Origin of the sequence: Inquilinus limosus DSM 16000, from assembly GCF_000423185.1 — a bacterium.
Taxonomy (GTDB): Bacteria; Pseudomonadota; Alphaproteobacteria; order DSM-16000; family Inquilinaceae; genus Inquilinus; species Inquilinus limosus.
In genome coordinates, this window is record NZ_AUHM01000002.1 from 608,906 (window position 1) to 622,306 (window position 13,401).

The window sequence follows — 13,401 nt, forward strand, 5'->3', positions numbered from 1 at the left end:
AGAGCCGTTCCTTACACCACGGAACGGCACGGCGATCAAATCATATGACAAAAAGACCCGGCGGAGCGTTCCGCCGGGTCGATGATGTCGGCGGCCGATGGTTATACCAACGGCCTTTGATGATGACACCTGCCGATCGGATCGACTTGTCCCAAAGGAGCAGTCGATCTGCCGGGCCGAGGCTGCTACTTGGCGCCGACCTTGGCCAGCTCGCCCGGGGTCGCCTCGGCGAACTTGCCGCTGTTCCAGACGTAGAAGACGTAGTCGGTCTTCACCCGGTCGCCCTTCTCGTCGAAGGCCAGGGGACCCATCACGGTGTTGTATTCGGTGCCGTCATGCAGCGCTTCGGCGACCTTCGGGCCATCGAAGGTCTTGGCCTTGGTCGCCGCCTGAGCCCAGGCCTGGACCGCGGCATAGCTGTACAGGGTGTAGCCTTCCGGCTCGTAGTTGTCGGCCCGGAACTTGGCCACGACGTCCTTGGCGGCCTCGCTGTTGCGCTGGTCGGCGCCGAAGGTCATCAGCACGCCCTGGCCGGCATCGCCGGTGATGCCCCAGAATTCCTGGGTGACGATGCCGTCGCCCGACACGAACTGGGCGTTCAGCCCCTGCTCGCGCGCCTGGCGCAGGATCAGCCCGGCCTCGTTGTGCAGGCCGCCGAAATAGATCAGGTCGATGCCGGCCTGCTTCATCTTCGAGACGACGGCCGAGAAGTCGCGCTCGCCGACAGTGATGCCCTCGTACATCTTCTCGGTCAGGCCGGCCTTGTTCATCGCCGCCTTGGTGGCGTCGGCCAGGCCCTTGCCGTAAGTGGTCTGGTCGTGGATGACGGCGACGTTGCGGCCCTTGAACTTCTCGGCGATGAACGCGCCGGCGACATCGCCCTGCTGGTCGTCGCGGCCGCAGGTGCGGAAGGTGGTCTTCTGCCCCTGCTCGGTCAGCTGCGGGTTGGTGGAGGCCGGGGTGATCTGGACGATGCCCTCCTCGGAATAGACGGCGGAGGCCGGGATCGAGACCGAGGAGTTGAAGTGGCCGATCACCGCCACCACGCCTTCGCCCACCAGCTCGTTCGCCGCGGCCACGCCCTGGCGCGGGTCGGACGCGTCGTCGCCATAGACCACGACGATCTTCTCGCCGTTGACACCGCCGGCGTCGTTCAGGGCCTTCACCGCGGCGTCGGTGCCGCGCTTCATCTGCTCGCCAAAGGCGGCGTTCGGGCCGGTCAGCGGCGCGCCCAGGCCGATCTTCACATCGGCCCAGGCCGGGGCCGACCCCAGCGCGGCCAGCGCCACGCCGACCATGAGCACTCGGTTCAATCTCGTCATCAGATCGCACTCCCAGTTCATCGCCCGGCGGGACGACCCCGCCGGGCCTTGCTTTCCGCCGGCCCGAAGGACCGGCGTCTTACCGTGCGGCCGGCCGCCGGTCGCGCCAGCCGAACAGGCCGGCGCGTTCGTACAGCCACGGATACTGCCGCACCATCTTCGCCGCCCGGGTCATCCGGTAGGCGACCGTGGCGCACAGGCCGATCCAGACAAGATCGATGACGAAGCCGGTCGCGGACAAGAGCGTTCCGTGGAACAGCGCGTAGTGCAGGAACCGCGTCGCGCAGGCCAGCAGCACCACGAAGGGGATGAGCTTGCGCATCGGCGCCCAGTTCTGGGCTTGGCCCTGTCCGGTCAGGAAGGCGGCCCCGCCGCCCAGGATCAGGCTGACGAAGATGAAGTCGCCGACCGAGGTTCCGAGGATCTGTTCCATCGCCAACCTCTCAGTGCCCGCCTTCGAGATAGGCGGCCCGGACCTCCGGATTCGCCAGAAGTTCCCGGCCGCTGCCGCTCATCGTCACCCGGCCGTTGACCAGGACGTAGCCGCGATGCGCCAGCTTCAGCGCGTGGAAGGCGTTCTGCTCCACCAGGAACACGGTCATGCCGCGCTCCTTGTTGATCGCCTTGATCGCCTGGAAGATCTGCTTCACCACCATCGGCGCCAGGCCGAGCGACGGCTCGTCCAGCAGCAAGAGGCGCGGCTGGCTCATCAGCGCCCGGCCGATCGCCAGCATCTGCTGCTCGCCGCCCGACAGGGTGCCGCCGCGCTGGTTCTGGCGCTCCTTCAGCCGCGGGAACAGCGTGAAGATCTGCTCGAGGTCGCGGCCGAACACCACCGGATCGGCGGTCAGCGCCCCCATCTGCAGATTCTCCATCACCGTCATGCGCGGGAAGATGCGGCGGCCTTCCGGCGAGATGGCGACGCCGCGGCGCACGATCTCGAAGGTCGGCAGCCGGGTGATCTCCCGCCCGTCGAACACCACCGCCCCCGTGCGCGCCTGCGGGTTGCCGCAGATCGTCATCAGGAGGGTCGACTTGCCGGCGCCGTTGGCGCCGATCAGGGTGACGATCTCGCCTTCCTTGACCTCGACATCGACGCCGCGCAGCGCCTCGATGGCCCCGTAGAAGGTGTGCACGCCCTGCAGCGACAGCATCACGAGCGGGCCTCCCCGGTCACGACGGCGACATCGGCGGCGATCTCCGGCGGCAGGTCCTCCTCCTCGGGCTCGCCGAGATAGGCGCGGATCACCGCCTCGTCGCTGCGGATCTGCTCCGGCGTGCCATCGGCGATCTTCTTGCCGTGGTCGAGCACCACGATGTGGTCGGAAATCTGCATGACGACGCTCATGTCGTGCTCGATCAGGAGGACGCTGGTCTTGTGCTCGTCGCGGATGGCGCGCAGCAGGTGGTTCAGCTCCTGCGATTCGCGCGGATTGAGGCCGGCGGCCGGCTCGTCCAGGCACAGGATCACCGGGTCGATGCACATCGCCCGCGCGATCTCCAGCCGGCGCTGGCCGCCATAGGGCAGGCTGCCGGCGAGATGGTCGGCCTGCTCGGTCAGGCCGACGCGGTCGAGCCAGAACTTCGCCTTCTCCACCGCCTCGCGCTCCACCCGCCGATAGCCCGGCAGGCCGAGCAGCCCGGCGATCGAGAGGCCCGACGCCTTCATCAGCTTGTTGTGCTGGGCCACCATCAGGTTCTCCAGCACGCTCATCCCCGCGAACAGACGGATGTTCTGGAAGGTGCGGGCGACCCGCGCCTCCTGGGCGATGCGGTAGCCGGGGATCTGCTCCAGCAGGAACTCGCCGCTCTCGGCGCGCAGCGTCATCCGCCCGGCGGTCGGCCGGTAGAAGCCGGTGATGCAGTTGAACAGCGTGGTCTTGCCGGCGCCGTTCGGGCCGATCACCGCGGTGATGTCACCGGCCCGGATGTCGAAGGAGACGTCGTCGATGGCGACGAGGCCGCCGAAGCGCATCGAGACGTGCTCGATGGTCAGGAGGGCGGTCACGACCCCGGTCATCATTGGGCCCCCTTCTTGCCGTGGAGGAGGATGGTCGGGTCGCGATGCGCCAGGAGGCCGCGGGGGCGCCACACCATGATGCCGACCATGCACAGGCCAAACACCAGCATGCGGTAGAGGTCGAGGCCGCGGAACGCCTCGGGCAGGCCGATGATCAGGCAGGCGGCGACGACGATGCCGAGCTGGCTGCCCATGCCGCCGAGCACGACGATCGCCAGCACGATCGCGGATTCGATGAAGGAGAAGCTCTCGGGGCTGATGAAGCCCTGATAGGTGGCGAAGAAGCTGCCGGCGAAGCCGCCGCACATCGCCGAGGTGGCGAAGGCCGCCAGCTTCAGGTTGGTGCGGTTGATGCCGAGCGACTGGCAGGCGATGTCGTCCTCGCGCAGCGCCTCCCAGCCGCGGCCGACCGGCAGCCGGCGCAGCCGCACGCTGATGAAGTTGACCAGGAGCGCCAGCGCCAGGATCAGCAGGTAGAGGAAGATGATCCGGTGCGTCGGGTCGTAGTCGAGGCCGAACAGCTGGTGGAAGGCGGTCACGCCCTCCTCCGGGCTGCGGTCGAAGGGGAAGCCGAAGAAGCTGGGCCGCGGGATGTTGTTGATGCCGTTCGGCCCGCCGGTCACCGGCGCCCAGTTGATCAGGACGATGCGGATGATCTCGCCGAAACCGAGGGTGACGATGGCGAAATAGTCGCCGCGCAGCCGCAGCACCGGATAGCCCAGGATCAGGCCGAAGGCCGCGGCCAGCAGCCCGGCCAGCGGCAGGCAGAGCCAGAAGCTGAAGCCGAAGGTGGTCGACAGCAGCGCGTAGGAGTAGGCGCCGACGGCGTAGAAGGCGACGTAGCCGAGGTCGAGCAGGCCGGCGAGGCCGACGATGATGTTCAGCCCCCAGCCTAGCATGATGTAGATCAGCACGATGGTGGCGACGCCGAGCGTGCTGCGCGTGGCGAGGTCGGTGAAGGGGAAGACGGCCGCCAGCAGGACCAGGATCGGCCCGACATAGACGCTGAGGCGCTGCACCCGGGCGCCGATCCGGTCCATCGCCCGGTCGCGCTCCTGCCGCGACAGGCTGGTCCGCGCGCGGCGCTGCACCAGGATCGACTGGATCAGCAGCCAGGCGGCGCCGAGCGACCCGATCAGCAGCAGCGGCACGGAGTGCAGGTCCTGCACCGGCAGCGGCGGCAGCGCGTCGGAGATCGACGGCCGCAGATATTCGTAGATCGGCGGCAGGGCGAAGACGACGAGGAACAGCAGGCTGGCCCAGAACACCGGCCGTGGCATGCCCTCGCGGTTGAGGATGATGCCGATGCGGCCGAGGAAGACCAACGCCACCGCGATGGCGACCGCGGTGAAATCGGTCTGGTAGTTGAGCGCGCCGCTCTGCTCGATGGTGCGGATGCCGACCAGGGGCGCGGTGAGGACCAGGGCGATGAGGGCGGTGGCCCCCGCCTCCTTCACCATGGCGGCGAGGTCGAAGCGGCGCCCGGCGGCCGCGTCGGATTGCGCGATCGTCGCCATGGCGTCAGACCTTCTCGATATCGGGGCGGCCGAGCAGGCCGGACGGGCGGAAGATCAGCACCAGCACCAGGATGGTGAAGGCGGCGACATCCTTGTATTCCGACGAGAAGTAGCCGGACCAGAAGGCCTCGATCAGCCCGATCAGCACGCCGCCCAACATCGCCCCGGGCAGCGAGCCGATGCCGCCCAGCACCGCGGCGGTGAAGGCTTTGATGCCGGCCAGGAAGCCGATGTAGAAGTCGATCACGCCGTAGTACAGCGTCACCATCACCCCGGCGACGGCGGCCAGCGCCGCGCCGATGACGAAGGTCATCGAGATGGTGCGGCCGACATCGACGCCGATCAGCGCCGCCATGGTGCGGTCCTGGGCGCAGGCGCGCTGCTGCCGGCCGAGCGAGGTGCTGTTGATCACCCAGGTCAGGCCCAGCATTAGGGCCAAGGTCAGCACGACGATGACGATCTGCAGATAGGACAGGTTGACGTCGAAGCCGCCGCCCGAGGTCAGCTGGAAGCCGCCCGGGATCTGCGGCGGCACCGGCTTGCGCCGGGCGCCCTGCAGCAGCTGGATGTAGTTCTGCAGGAAGATCGACATGCCGATCGCCGAGATCAGCGGCGCCAGGCGGGTGGAGTTGCGCAGCGGCCTGTAGGCCAGCCGCTCGACCGTCCAGCCATAGGCCGCGGTCACCACCACCGAGATGATCAGCACGATCGCCAGCGCCAGGGCCACCGACACGCCGGGCACGCCGAAGGCGCCGAGCACGACGAATCCGATCACCGCGATGAACGCGCCGATCATATAGATCTCGCCATGGGCGAAATTGATCATGCCGATGATGCCGTACACCATCGTATAGCCGATCGCGATCAGACCGTAGATCGCGCCCAGCGTCAGCCCATTGATGAGCTGCTGCAGGAAATATTCCATGCTCGCGCCGAATTGCCTCCACAGACCATCCGCGGATGGTCGACCTCTCTGTTCGCTCGCCGTTTAGACCGAGGGCGTTTCTCTGTTCAAGCTCCGCGTCAGCGTCGGATTGGCGCGACTATGGCGAAGAAAATGCACCGTTACAATCGCAATGAATCGTAAGACCTTTCCGACGCTTAGGCGCCGTAGCGGTCGAGAATCCGGCGGATCGGCCCGGCATAGGCCGGGTCCCAATACCGGACATGCACCAGAAGGGGGTACAGGAGGTAGATCGGACGGCGGTCGTCCCAGAAGCCGGGATCGAGCGGCGCCAGTTCGGCGTAGCGGCGGAAGAAGGCCTCGCCGAAGGTGCCGAACAGGGTCGGGTAGGTCAGCTCCATCTCCGGATGACCGCAGGAGATGGCGGGATCGATGAAGGCGACGACTCGTCCGCCCCGGTGCAGCAGGTTGCCGGTCCAGATGTCGCCGTGCAGCAGCGCCGGATGGCGCGGCTCCGACAGCAGCGCCTCCAGCCGCCCGGCCAGGGCCTCGATGCGGCGCAGCAGCCCGGAGTCGACCGTGCCCTCGGCATGGCCGGCGCGGGCCATGTGCAGCAGGCGGTGGTCGCGGAAAAACGGCACCCAGCGGTCGGCCGGCGGGTTCGGCTGCGGCAGCTTGCCGATTGTCGTGTCGCGGTCGTAGCCGAATCGCGGCCAGGCCGGCGCGTGCAGCGCCGCCAGCAGCTCCGCCGCGTGCAGCTGCGCCGGTTCCGGCGGCGGTCCGGGCTCGTGCTCGATATACTCCAGCAGCAGCAGGTCCTCGGCCGCGTGCAGCACGGCCGGCAGCGGCAGGGCGGAATGCCGCGCCAGCTGGCCCAGCATCCAGGCTTCCAGAAGCAGCGGTCCCGGGCCGGCCTTGGCCACCACCCGGCCGCCATCGGCGAGATCGACCCGGAGCACCGCGACGGTCGAGCCGCCCGGCAGCGGCTCGGCCGCCACCGGGCGCACGCCGAGCGCCGCGGCGATACGGTCGGCCAGGACGGGATCGAGCCCGTCAGCCACGATCGTCCCTCCCGCCCCGCTGATCCAGGCTGAGCGGATAGCGCAGCGGATGGTGGCTGGAGAAGGTCATGTTCACCGGCCGCCCCTGCCGGTCATAGGCGATCTGCTCGACCGTCAGCACCGCAGCCGGCGGGGTCAGCTCCAGCAGATCCGCCTCCTCCGTATTGGCCAGCCGGGCGCTGAGAGTCGTGCGGCCGCGGTCCGGGCGCAGCCGATAGCGGTCGCGGATCTCGGCGTAGAGCGAGCGGTTGCCGGTCGACCAGTCGAGCTCGAGGATCCCCGGCACCAGACCGGCCGCGAACCAGTCCTGGGTCAGCACCATCGGCAGCCCGTCGAGGCAGCGCAGCCGCTTCAGCATCACCACCTCGGCGCCAGTCGGCAGGAACAGCGGCCGTGCGATCTCCGCCGGCGCCGGGCAGAGCCGGCCTTCGATCAGCCGGCTCGTCGGCGTCCGGCCATGCGCCTCGGCGATGGCGGTGAAGCTGCGCAGCAGGTGCAGCTCGTAGGTCTCCTCCCGCCGCGCCACGAAGAAGCCTTTGCCGGGGTGGCTCAGCAGCCAGCCCTCCTGCACCAGCTCGCGCACCGCCTGGCGGACGGTGATGCGGCTGACGCCGTAGCGCTTCTCCAGCCCGCGCTCCGACTCCAGCTTGGCGTCGGTGCCGAGCTGGCCCTGCTCGATCTGCGCGCGGATTCGCTGCTTGATCTGGCGGTAGAGGGGCTGCGGATCGTCGCGTCTCAGGCCATCATTCATGGCGTGCGAGGCATCTCGGAGGGAGCGGGGATCATCCTCGCTGCATACACGCAAATCCACGGCCCGGCCACAATTGACATGACTGGTTATAACCAGTCATAACTTTGACCGGCACGTGGGAGGCGGCATGAAACTGACCCTGGTCGGCGGCGGCGGAGTCCGCGCGCCCCTGTTCATCGAATCGGCGCTGCGCCGGGCGGAGTGGAGCAACCTCACCGAGCTGTGCCTGCTGGACATCGACGGCCCGCGGCTGGAGCTGTTCGGCGGGCTGGGGTCGGAGATCGCCCGGCGGATGAAGTCGCCGGTGAAAATCACCACCAGCCTGGACCCGGAGCGGGCGCTGGCCGGCGCCGCCTATGTCGTGACCACGGTTCGGCCCGGGCTGGAGGAAGGCCGGATCAAGGACGAGCGGATCGCCCTGGCGCATGGCGTGCTGGGGCAGGAGACGACCGGGCCCGGCGGCTTCGCCATGGCGCTGCGCAGCATCCCGACGATTCTGGGCTATGCCGAGCTGCTGAAGCGGGTCAGCCCGGACGCCTGGCTGTTCAACTTCACCAACCCGGCCGGCCTCGTCACCCAGGCGCTGCGCGACGCCGGCTTCGACCGCACCGTCGGCATCTGCGACGGCGCCAACGCCGCCCAGTCGGCGGTGGCGCGCTGGTTCGACGTGCCGGAGAAGTCGGTGCGGACCGAGGTGTTCGGGCTGAACCACCTGTCCTTCACCCGCCGCGCCGAGATCGGCGGCGAGGACGTGCTGCCGCGGCTTCTGGCCGACGACGCGTTCCTGGCCGCCTCGGCCCAGAAGGTGTTCAGCCCGCGCGTGGTCCGCCGCCACGGGATGTGGATCAACGAGTACCTCTATTACTTCTACTATGCGGAGAAGGCGGTGGAGGCGATCCGGTCGGACGCCCGCACCCGCGGCGAGGAGGTGCGCGACCTGAACCGGACCCTGATCGAGCAGCTGACCGCGCTGGACTGGCGCCGCAACCCGGAGAAGGCGCTGGAGGCCTATTACGCCTATGCCCATCGCCGCAACGCCACCTACATGCACTACGCCCAGGAGGGCGCGCCGAGCATGGAGGAGGCGGACCGGGCGCTGGCCGCCGGCGCCCATGCGCCGCTGGGCGATGAGGGCGAGGGCTATGCCGGTGTCGCGCTCGACCTGGTCGACGCGCTGGAGACCGGCAAGCCGCTCCACAGCGGGCTGAACGTGCCGAACCAGGGCGCCATCGACGGGCTGCGCGAAGAGGATGTGGTCGAGGTCAGCTGCGTCGTCGACCGCGACGGGGTGCGGCCGCTGCCGATCGGCGCGATGCCGGAGGCGCAGGCCCAGCTGGTGCACAGCGTCAAGCGCTACGAGCGGCTGGCGGTGCGGGCGATCCGCGAGCGCGACCGCGACCTTGCGGTCGAGGCGCTGGTGGCGCATCCGCTGGTGCTGTCCTATTCCCGGGCCGAGGCGCTGGTCGACGAATACCTCGCCGTCCATGCCCCCTATGTCGGCAATTGGCAATGACCGGCGCGGCGCATACAGGCTGCGACGTTGTCGTGGTCGGCGAATACTACTGGGACCTGATCTTCACCGGCCTGCCGGAGGTGCCGCGGCTGGGCGCCGACCTGTTCGCGCGCGGCTTCGCCACCCTGCCCGGCGCCAGCTTCACCACCGCCGCCGCGGCGCACCGGCTGGGCCTCAGGACCGTCTGGGCTGCCGATTTCGGCATCGACCTGTTCAGCCGGCTGGCGCTGGAGGCGGCGAAGGCGGAAGGGCTGGATGACCGGCTGTTCCGCCGGCTGGACCAGCCGCTGGAGCGGGTCAGCGCCGCCTTCTCCTTCGACCACGACCGCGGCTTCGTCACCTACGCCGTGCGCGACGACCTGCCGCCGACGCCGGAGGCGCTGGCCGCGGTCGTGCCGAAGGCCCTGCTGCTGCAGAGCTTCCGGCTGCAGCCGGAGCTGCTGGCCCTGGCACGGGCGGCGAAGCGGCGGGGCGTGCTGGTCTATCTCGACTGCCAGCACGTGCCGCACCAGATCGACACGCCGGGCGTGGCCGAGCTGTTCCGCGAGATCGATGTCTTCGCCCCGAACGAATCCGAGGCGCTGGCCTTCACCGGGGCGCCGGATGTCGACGCCGCGCTGGAGCGGATGGCGAACATGGTTCCGACCGTCCTGGTCAAGCGCGGCGCCGCCGGCGCGGTCGGCCTCAGCCGCGGCGAGCGTTGCGAAGTGCCGGCCCCGGCGGTGAGGGTGGTCGACACCACCGGGGCCGGCGACAGCTTCAACGCCGGCTTCCTCTACGGCCGGCTGCGCGGCTTCGGCTTCCGCGACAGCCTGGCCCTGGCCGCGACCTGCGGCGCGCTCGCCACCACCGATTACGGCGGAAGGGCGCTGCCGCGCGAGGCCGAGCTGCTGGCGCTGGCGCGGCTCGAGGCTCCGGCCTCCACCTGAGCGGCGGGACCCAACCCGCCCGCAACGACAAGATGTTCAGACAGGGGCTTGAACGGAGGGAACCGTGAAGATCGCAACATTATCCCTGACCGCGGCGCTGGCCGCCTTCGCCACGGGCGGGGCCGAGGCCGCGACCGTGAAGCTGTTCTGCGGCGCCACCGACTACGATCTGTGCAGCAGCGCCGCCGAGGCCTGGGCCAAGCAGACCGGCAACGCGGTCACCATCAACAAGATGCCGGCGGTGTGGGACGACGCCGTGCCGCTGTACCAGCAGATGCTGGCGGCGCAGTCGACCGACATCGACGTGCTGGTGATCGACGTGATCTGGATGGGCATGCTGAAGAACCATCTGCTCGACCTCGGCCCGATGGTGCCGAAGGAGGAGGTGGCGGCGCACTTCCCGACCACGATCGACGCGGCGACGATCGACGGCCATCTGCTGGCCCTGCCCTGGTACATGGACACCGGGCTGATCTTCTACCGCAAGGACCTGCTGGAGAAGCACGGCAAGCCGGTGCCGAAGACCTGGGCCGAGCTGACCGAGACGGCCAAGGCGGTGCAGGAGGCCGAGCGCAAGGCCGGCAATGCCGACATGTGGGGCTTCGTCTGGCAGGGCAAGTCCTATGAGGGGCTGACCTGCGACGCCATCGAATGGGTCGCCAGCCATGGCGGGGGCACCATCATCGACACCAAGGGCGACGTCACCATCGACAACCCCAAGGCGGCCGAGGCGCTGACCCTGGCCCGCGGCTGGATCGACACGATCAGCCCGCAGGGCGTGCTGAACTACGACGAGGAGGCCTCCCGCGCCGTGTTCGAGAGCGGCAAGGCCGTGTTCCTGCGCAACTGGCCCTATGTCTGGGGCACCTCGCAGGCCGAGGGCGGGGCCTTGGTCGGCAAGGTCGGGGTGGCGGCGCTGCCGGTCGGCGCCGAAGGCGAGAAGTCGAGCGGCTGCCTCGGGCCCGCCTATCTCGGCGTGTCGAAATACTCCGAGAACAAGGAGGCGGCGGTCGACCTGATCCGCTACATGACCGGCGCCGCCGACCAGAAGCGCCGGGCGATCCAGGGCGCCTACAACCCGACCATCGCCGCGCTGTACGAGGACCCGGAGGTGCTGAAGAAGCTGCCCTTCCTGAAGGACACGGAAGCCGCCTTCGCCGACAGCATCGCCCGCCCCTCCGCCGTCACCGGCGCCAGCTACAACCGGGTGTCGCAGGCCTTCTCCAAATCGGTGCATGCCGTGCTGACCGGCGACGAGAAGCCCGACGCCGCGGTGGCCGATCTGGCCAAGGAGCTGGAGCGGCTGCGCCAGCGGGCGAAGTGGTGAGCGGGCAACGAGGATAGGCCGGTGCCGGCATCTTCAACCGGCTTTCCCATCCTTGTCCCCCCTCCCCTTGCGGGAGGGGGGCAGGGGGAGGGGTCTGCGCGCGTCCGTGCGCGAATGACCTTTGGTGCGCCGGCCGGCCCCACTGATCTGCCAAATCCCATCGCCGGCCCTCGCCGAGAAAACCCCCTCCCCCTACCCCCCTCCCGCAAGGGGAGGGGGGACTCGATCGGGGGACTTCGTCGATGACCGGCCGGGTGGCGCGGTCGCATCGGCGGGCAGGGTGGCTGTTCCTGGCGCCGACGCTGGCGGCGCTGGTGCTGGTGGCGCTGTGGCCGCTGCTGCGCACCCTGTTCTTCTCCACCACCGACGCCGTGCTCGATGACCCGACGAACTACGACTTCGTCTGGCTCGACAACTTCGTCGAGGTCGCCCGCGATCCGCAATGGTGGCGAGCGGTGGAGAACACGCTGGTCTTCACCGTCGTCTCGGTGGCGCTGGAGACGCTGCTGGGCCTCGCCATCGCGCTGCTGCTGAACGAGGCGATCCCCGGCCGCGGCGTGCTGCGCGCCGCCATCCTGGTGCCCTGGTCGATCCCGGTCGTGGTCTCGGCCAAGATCTGGGAATGGCTGCTGCACGACCAGTTCGGCATCATCAACCGCCTGCTGATCGATCTCGGCCTGATCGGGAACGGCGTGGCCTGGACCGCCGACCCGTCGCTGGCGCTGGGCGTCGTCATCTTCGTCGATGTCTGGATCACCACACCCTTCATGGTCCTGCTGATCCTGGCCGGGCTGCAGCTGATCCCGACCGAGATCCATGAGGCGGCACGGGTCGACGGGGTGTCCTGGTGGAAGCGCCTGACCTCGATCACCCTGCCGATGCTGCGGGTGCCGATCGGCGTCGCCGTGCTGTTCCGCACCCTCGACGCGCTCCGGATGTTCGACCTCAGCTACGTCCTCGGCGGCAACGGCGAGCCGACCATGACCATGACGATCTACGCCCGCAACCAGCTGGTCAGCTTTCAGGAGCTGGGCTACGGCTCCGCCGCCTCGACCTGGGTGTTCCTGCTGATCGCCCTGATCGCGATCGTCATCATCGGCGCGATCCGGCTGGACCGGGCGACCGTGCGATGACCCTCGTCGCGGCTCCCGATCTCGCCCTGGCCCGCGCCGCCGCCCGGCACCGCCGGCGCCGGCTGCTGCGCTCGATCGGCCTCGGCGTCGCCGTGGCGCTGGTGCTGGTCTACACCCTGTTCCCCTATTATTGGGCGATCGTCTCCTCGCTGAAGACCGGGGCGTCGCTGTTCCAGGCGACGCTGCTGCCGGCCTTCGAGCTGGTCTACTACCGGCAGATGCTGCAGGACCCGGTGTTCCTGCGCTCGATCGTCAACTCGCTGATCGTCGCCGGCTCGGCCACGGGCATCTCGCTCCTGCTCGCCATCGGCGCCGCCTATGCGCTGGGGCGGCTGGAGTTCCCGCTGCGGCGGACGGTGCTGCTGGTGATCCTGATGATCTCGATCCTCCCGCAGATCGTGGTGCTGTCCGGGATGTTCGAGCTGGTGCGCTGGCTGGGCCTGTACAACCGGCTGGGGTCGCTGACCTTCGCCTATCTGATCTTCACCCTGCCCTTCACCGTCTGGGTTCTGGCCGGATTCATCCAGGACATCCCGCGCGAGCTGGAGGAGGCGGCGCTGATGGACGGCGCCGGCCGCGGCCGGGTGCTGGTCAGCGTGCTGCTGCCGCTGATGGGGCCGGCCCTGGCCTCGATCGGCCTGCTGGCCTTCATCCAGGCCTGGAACGAGTTCCTGTTCGCCCTGACCTTCATCCTGTCGGACAAGAACCGGACCGTTCCGGTGGCGATCGCCACCATCGCCGGCGGCAGCCGCTACGAGTATCCCTTCGGCCCGATCATGGCGGCCTCGGTGGTGGTGACCCTGCCGCTGATCGCCCTGGTGCTGATCTTCCAGCGCAAGATCGTGGCCGGGCTGACTGCGGGAGCGATCAAGGGATAAGTCTCGTCCGGTCTGCCATCGTCTTGACTGCACGTCTGCGCCATGG

At 69.0% G+C, this 13,401-nt stretch carries 13 protein-coding genes; 5 read left to right on the forward strand and 8 right to left on the reverse strand.

Translation table 11 applies throughout. From position 1 onward, the window contains the following. Positions 1 to 185: 185 nt before the first annotated feature. The 8 genes from G537_RS36800 to G537_RS0106920 form a co-directional block, all read right to left on the reverse strand. Entirely contained in the window at positions 186 to 1,322 is a 1,137-nt protein-coding gene (locus tag G537_RS36800) for a branched-chain amino acid ABC transporter substrate-binding protein (protein WP_211230307.1), read from the reverse strand. A gap of 79 nt (positions 1,323 to 1,401) precedes the next feature. Continuing rightward, positions 1,402 to 1,755 carry a DUF6867 family protein gene (locus G537_RS0106890; RefSeq protein WP_026869479.1) on the reverse strand — a complete coding sequence of 118 codons (354 nt, stop codon included), beginning with the start codon at positions 1,753 to 1,755 and terminating at the stop codon, positions 1,402 to 1,404. A gap of 10 nt (positions 1,756 to 1,765) precedes the next feature. Further along, positions 1,766 to 2,476: an ABC transporter ATP-binding protein gene (locus tag G537_RS0106895; RefSeq protein WP_026869480.1), complete on the reverse strand. Its 711-nt coding sequence runs from the start codon at positions 2,474 to 2,476 to the stop codon at positions 1,766 to 1,768. Further along, positions 2,476 to 3,345, reverse strand: coding sequence for an ABC transporter ATP-binding protein (locus G537_RS0106900; RefSeq protein ID WP_425402276.1), 870 nt, complete (start codon positions 3,343 to 3,345; stop codon positions 2,476 to 2,478). The genes G537_RS0106895 and G537_RS0106900 overlap by 1 nt, the downstream gene beginning before the upstream one ends. Then, the gene (livM, locus tag G537_RS0106905; RefSeq protein ID WP_026869482.1) at positions 3,342 to 4,859 is read right to left on the reverse strand and encodes a high-affinity branched-chain amino acid ABC transporter permease LivM; all 1,518 of its coding nucleotides are present in this window, start codon (positions 4,857 to 4,859) and stop codon (positions 3,342 to 3,344) included. The genes G537_RS0106900 and livM overlap by 4 nt, the downstream gene beginning before the upstream one ends. A gap of 4 nt (positions 4,860 to 4,863) precedes the next feature. Further along, the gene (locus G537_RS0106910) at positions 4,864 to 5,784 is read right to left on the reverse strand and encodes an ABC transporter permease subunit (RefSeq protein WP_026869483.1); all 921 of its coding nucleotides are present in this window, start codon (positions 5,782 to 5,784) and stop codon (positions 4,864 to 4,866) included. 176 nt (positions 5,785 to 5,960) lie between these two features. Then, positions 5,961 to 6,824, reverse strand: coding sequence for a fructosamine kinase family protein (locus tag G537_RS0106915; protein WP_026869484.1), 864 nt, complete (start codon positions 6,822 to 6,824; stop codon positions 5,961 to 5,963). Then, on the reverse strand, positions 6,817 to 7,575 hold the full coding sequence (locus G537_RS0106920) for a GntR family transcriptional regulator (RefSeq protein WP_026869485.1): 759 nt from the start codon (positions 7,573 to 7,575) through the stop codon (positions 6,817 to 6,819). Before G537_RS0106920 ends, G537_RS0106915 begins: the two co-directional genes overlap by 8 nt. Before the next feature lie 127 nt (positions 7,576 to 7,702). On the opposite strand from G537_RS0106920, the gene G537_RS0106925 reads away from it, so the two are divergent. The 5 genes from G537_RS0106925 (at position 7,703) to G537_RS0106945 (ending at position 13,355) form a co-directional block, all read left to right on the forward strand. After that, positions 7,703 to 9,088: a 6-phospho-beta-glucosidase gene (locus G537_RS0106925; RefSeq protein WP_026869486.1), complete on the forward strand. Its 1,386-nt coding sequence runs from the start codon at positions 7,703 to 7,705 to the stop codon at positions 9,086 to 9,088. Next, a complete protein-coding gene (locus G537_RS36805; protein ID WP_034850751.1) occupies positions 9,085 to 10,017 on the forward strand; it encodes a carbohydrate kinase family protein in 933 nt (310 codons plus the stop codon). The genes G537_RS0106925 and G537_RS36805 overlap by 4 nt, the downstream gene beginning before the upstream one ends. A gap of 64 nt (positions 10,018 to 10,081) precedes the next feature. Further along, a complete protein-coding gene (locus G537_RS0106935; RefSeq protein WP_026869487.1) occupies positions 10,082 to 11,344 on the forward strand; it encodes an ABC transporter substrate-binding protein in 1,263 nt (420 codons plus the stop codon). Between the two features lie 242 nt (positions 11,345 to 11,586). After that, on the forward strand, positions 11,587 to 12,477 hold the full coding sequence (locus G537_RS0106940; protein ID WP_026869488.1) for a carbohydrate ABC transporter permease: 891 nt from the start codon (positions 11,587 to 11,589) through the stop codon (positions 12,475 to 12,477). Then, positions 12,474 to 13,355, forward strand: a complete 882-nt coding sequence (locus G537_RS0106945) for a carbohydrate ABC transporter permease (protein WP_026869489.1) — start codon at positions 12,474 to 12,476, stop codon at positions 13,353 to 13,355. Before G537_RS0106940 ends, G537_RS0106945 begins: the two co-directional genes overlap by 4 nt. Positions 13,356 to 13,401 lie beyond the last annotated feature (46 nt).